Annotated in this window: 4 protein-coding genes; 1 reads left to right on the top strand and 3 read right to left on the bottom strand. The window is 47.2% G+C overall.

The window, feature by feature from the left end; translation table 11 throughout:
• The first annotated feature begins 30 nt into the window (after positions 1-30).
• Positions 31-2,418 (top strand): UvrD-helicase domain-containing protein, encoded by a 2,388-nt coding sequence (locus B7Y67_RS11030; RefSeq protein WP_293598687.1) that lies wholly within the window; start codon positions 31-33, stop codon positions 2,416-2,418.
• 20 nt (positions 2,419-2,438) lie between these two features.
• On the opposite strand, the gene B7Y67_RS11025 is transcribed toward B7Y67_RS11030, so the two are convergent.
• From B7Y67_RS11025 to B7Y67_RS11015, 3 genes are read right to left on the bottom strand one after another with little or no spacing between them, the layout of a single operon-like run.
• On the bottom strand, positions 2,439-3,221 hold the full coding sequence (locus B7Y67_RS11025; RefSeq protein ID WP_215301858.1) for a BPSS1780 family membrane protein: 783 nt from the start codon (positions 3,219-3,221) through the stop codon (positions 2,439-2,441).
• The gene (locus B7Y67_RS11020) at positions 3,218-4,195 is read right to left on the bottom strand and encodes a homoserine kinase (RefSeq protein WP_293598686.1); all 978 of its coding nucleotides are present in this window, start codon (positions 4,193-4,195) and stop codon (positions 3,218-3,220) included. Before B7Y67_RS11020 ends, B7Y67_RS11025 begins: the two co-directional genes overlap by 4 nt.
• A 46-nt stretch (positions 4,196-4,241) precedes the next feature.
• Positions 4,242-4,649: a hypothetical protein gene (locus B7Y67_RS11015; protein ID WP_293598685.1), complete on the bottom strand. Its 408-nt coding sequence runs from the start codon at positions 4,647-4,649 to the stop codon at positions 4,242-4,244.
• Positions 4,650-4,794 lie beyond the last annotated feature (145 nt).

The following is a 4,794-nucleotide window of genomic DNA, read 5'->3' as shown; positions in this document are numbered from 1 at the left end:
TGGCATAAGAGGCAAATTATAATTGGGGCGATGTACTCAGACTTGCTCGCAAACCTTAATCCAGAACAACGCGAGGCAGTGACCCTCCCGCCTGTCAATTCAAATGGCCAAGCCCAGTCAGCCCTGATTTTGGCTGGTGCCGGCAGTGGAAAAACCCGCGTCCTCACGACCCGTATAGCTTGGTTGATCCAAACCGGCCAGGTATCACCCATTGGTGTGCTCGCAGTGACCTTCACCAATAAGGCTGCTAAAGAGATGATGTTGCGCTTAAGTGCCATGTTGCCCATCAATACCCGGGGTATGTGGATTGGCACTTTCCACGGTCTTTGCAACCGTTTATTGCGCGCTCATCACAAAGAAGCGGGTTTGCCGTCCACTTTTCAGATTTTGGACACCCAAGATCAGCTTTCCGCAATTAAGCGCCTTTTGAAGGGCTTAAAGGTAGATGATGAGAAATACCCCCCTAAGCAGTTGCAATATTTCATTGCGCACGCAAAAGAACGTGGTCAGCGTGCCAAAGAGTTATCCGTAGGGGATGACTTCCAGGCCAAGATGGCTCAGTTGTATGCAGCTTACGATGAGCAGTGTCAGCGTGAGGGTGTGGTCGACTTTGCTGAACTCCTATTGCGTAGCTATGAATTACTCAAACATAACGAAGCCATTCGCACGCACTATCAAGAGCGTTTCCGCCATATCTTGATTGATGAGTTTCAAGATACCAATGCACTGCAATACGCTTGGCTTAAATTACTCTCTGGTCACGATGCTAGCCGTGTAAATGTGAGCGGCATGGGAAGTAGTGCAGTCTTCGCGGTGGGTGATGACGATCAAAGTATTTATGCCTTCCGTGGTGCAGACGTTGAGAATATGCGTTTGTATGAAAAGCAATACCACCCCATGATGGTGAAGCTTGAGCAAAACTATCGCTCACATGGCCACATCTTAGATACGGCCAACTATCTTATTTCTAATAATACGGACCGTCTGGGTAAAAACCTGCGCACCGATGCTGGTCATGGCGAGCCAGTCCGCATCTATGATGCTCCAAGTGATCACGCAGAAGCCGCCTGGCTCGTAGATGAAATCAAAGCTTTAGTAAATAGCGGTATCAAGCGTACTGAAATTGCTTTGCTCTATCGCAGCAATGCTCAGTCACGCATCATCGAGCATGCGCTATTCTCCGCAGCAATTCCGTATCGTGTGTACGGTGGGCTTCGCTTCTTCGAGCGCGCTGAAATTAAACATGCTTTAGCGTATTTACGCCTACTAGAAAATCCAAATGACGATACCTCTTTCTCGCGTGTAGTCAATTTCCCAACGCGTGGAATTGGCGCAAGATCGATTGAGGCTGTGCAAGATGCAGCTCGCGCACAAAATAGCTCTTTATATTTAGCAGCATCAACTTTGGATGGTAAGGCGGGCGCCTCATTGGGTGGTTTTGTGCGATTGGTAGACCACATGCGTGAAGCTACTCGTCACAACACTTTGCCAGAGACGGTAGAGTTTGTGATTCAGAACAGCGGATTGATTCAGCACTATCTCTCTGAGCGTGAAGGCCAAGACCGCGTAGAAAACTTACAAGAACTCATTAACGCTGCAACCGCATTTATTGCGGAAGAGGGTTATGGTCAGGATGCTACTGCTGCTACGCTGCCAGGTGAAAATGCGCCTGGCATGGTGGAGATATCTCCATTGGCAGCATTCCTCTCGCACGCCTCTCTCGAGGCTGGTGACAACCAGGCTCAGGCTGGTCAAGACGCCGTTCAGCTCATGACAGTCCACTCGGCTAAAGGTTTGGAGTTCACCTCCGTATTTATTACGGGCTTAGAGGAAGGTTTATTCCCGCACGAGAACAGTATTAATGAGCAGAATGGTTTAGAGGAAGAGCGTCGCTTGATGTATGTCGCAATTACTCGAGCAAAAGAGCGTCTCTATCTCTCGCATACACAGTCACGAATGCTCCATGGTCAGGTACGCTACAACATGCCTTCCCGCTTCTTGGAAGAATTACCATCCGATTCCTTGAAGTGGCTCACTCCAAAAGTAAAAGATGCTCGCTGGGGCGGAGCCACCAGTGGTAATGGTGGTCGTTCAGGATCTACTTGGCAAGATGGCTACACGCGTCAACGTGAGTTTGGATCGAATGATTTCTTTGACAGTGGTAATGAGCGTGAGAGACCTGCAAGACAAATTGGGCGAGTAGGTTCTGCCTCAACCTCAGTAACCAGAATGGCCTCACCACCGCGTGGAAATTACCCATTCACGATTGGTCAGAATGTTTTCCATACCAAATTTGGCGAGGGAAGGGTGACGGGCTTGGAGGGTAATGATGCTGATGCGCGCGCTCAAGTGAACTTCAAGCGCCATGGTGTGAAATGGCTACAGCTCAGTATTGCTAAGCTTGCTGCGATAGACTAAATCAGTAACTAAGTCAGTATTTACGCAATCAAGCTTGCCGATTCTTTTTCAGCAAAGCAGGCTTTCCAGGTTGCAAAGAAAGAGCAATGCATCACAGTGAGTCCCGCCATGGAAATGGGGGCGATGATGAATGATGCGGCTTGACCAAAATCCAGCGCATCCAGAATGGAGCCAATGCTTAATGGAATGGCAACCAGGATCGCACCCCAAATTGCGATGTATAAAAAGAATGCACCGCGATTTGTCCAGCATGCAATGGCACTAGAAAAGAGCGCCTGAGCTACTGGCATGTCAGCCCAAGCAACGAGCACGGGGGAGAACCACATGAGCATTGCAACTGGTACATAGAGTAGGCTACCAAAAAAGAGAATCAAATAAATCTGGTTGAGCGCTTCGGGCGTAATGGGTTTTTCATTTGTCATGAGCGGGATCAGTACGTCAAAATCCACTAGCATCCCCAAGATAAAGCTCAACATCAGAATGAGCGCTGCGTACACCAAACCTAACTGAAGAATGCGTTTTCGAATTAAGGGGGTGGATTGCAGGGCAGTCACATAGACTGTTGGACGAATACGTTCTTTTTGAATGGCTAAGCGACAGGCGGTCATAAAGCCAACAGATAAAGTAGGTGTGAGTAATAAAACGGCAAAAACACCAATCACTGGCACGAGAACAGCTAATTGCGCTACAAAGACATACAGAAAAATCAAAGTTAAAAAGCCCAATGGATTTTGTTTAAAAAGCCAAATACCTTGACGGATCCAGGTATAGCCTTCTTTTGGAGAGACAGAATTTAGTTTCATATTGCTTTGCGACTTAAGAGAATATTTTCAAAATGACGAGGGTCATGTGGGGTCAGCATTTGCGCATCACGCGGCAAGTAAAAATCCCACAAGCGAGAAATCCAAAACCGCAGAGCTGCAGCACGCACCATTAGTGGCCAACTTGCTTTCTCGCTGTCGGTAAGTGGTCGAACAGATTGATAGGCATCCATTAGCGCCATGAAGCGAGCAGGATCTAAATCCTGTTTATTTTCGGCAAGGCACCAATCGTTTACTGTAACCGCTAAATCAAATAACCACTTATCTGTTCCAGCGAAATAAAAGTCGAAGAAACCACCTAGCTGATCTAGAGAGCTATCGCCAGCACCTTGGGGGTCGAATAGTACGTTATCTCTAAACAGATCGCAGTGGCTTGCCCCTTGCGGCAGCGAAGTATATGCCTCTGAGGTAAAGAATTTTTCTTGAGTAGCGAGTTCGGTTGTGAGTAATTCTTTTTGAGAATCAATCAAGTGGGTGAGTACCAGAGGAACAGTTTTTTTCCACCAAGACAGGCTGCGAAGATTTTCTTGGGTGTGCTTGAAGTCACTACCAGCTAAATGCATCTTGGCTAAATTTTCACCAACCAGAGCGCAATGCTTTGCTTCAGGAGCGAGCCGGGAAAGGCCAGGGAGTTTGCTCACAATCGCTGCAGGCTTACCCTTTAGGTTAAACAGAATCTGCCCGTGTTTATTCTCGAGTGGCTTAGGTACTAGAATGCCTTTGTTTGCCAAGTGACGCATCAACTCTAAGTAATACGGCAACTGGCCTGCTGACAGCCTCTCAAAAATAGTGAGAACGTATTCCTGTTTCTTGCCGTTCTTTTCAGTGTCGAGAAAGAAATTGGAGTTCTCGATGCCACCATGAATGCCGCGAATATCAACCGCTTGTCCAATATCAAAATCAGCTGTAATCCAATCAGAGATATCACTCAGTTCAACAGGTGTGAAGACGGCCATGACTAAAAGTGAAAGATGCGAATGGTGGGATGCAGAGTGTCAGCGATTAAAAAGGAATGCTGATACTAGGAACGCTAATGAGATCAGTTTCTTTTGGGACGCCTGGCATGACGGTCGCTGGGGGTGCCATTTCATAGTTGGTATAGCGTGTCTTTACATCAACCTGAGTAGGTGCGTTTGTATCTTTATATTCAGTAATTTCAGTACCGGTAGCCTCTTTATGCTGAAAGCTCGGTTTACGGCCTTCTGGTGCATTGGTTGCTTGAGATGCGCTGACGGCAGGAGCTAATGGCTGATTGTTAATGCGCTGTAGTTCGGATGGGCTCAGTGCCTGAGAATTATTTTGAGCATGCGCTGAATTGAAGCCGAAAGAGGCAAAAGCCACTAAAAAGCTTGTTAGAACAAGGGGTTGGCTCACAGAAGAGTGGAGTAAGTTAGTTAGAGCTTGCATCATTTTTCACCTTTATTGGCCTCTTTTCAGGAGGATTTGAACCTGATCCGTAGGCAGTTAGCAACTAGATTGTACGATTGCGGTATGACTAAACATAGACTCTTGTTGGTAGACGGTTCTAGCTACCTCTATCGCGCCTTTCATGCCA

This window comes from Polynucleobacter sp. 35-46-11, assembly GCF_002281105.1.
Note: the sequence above shows the minus strand (reverse complement) of the source record. Positions and strands in the feature narration are given on the sequence as shown.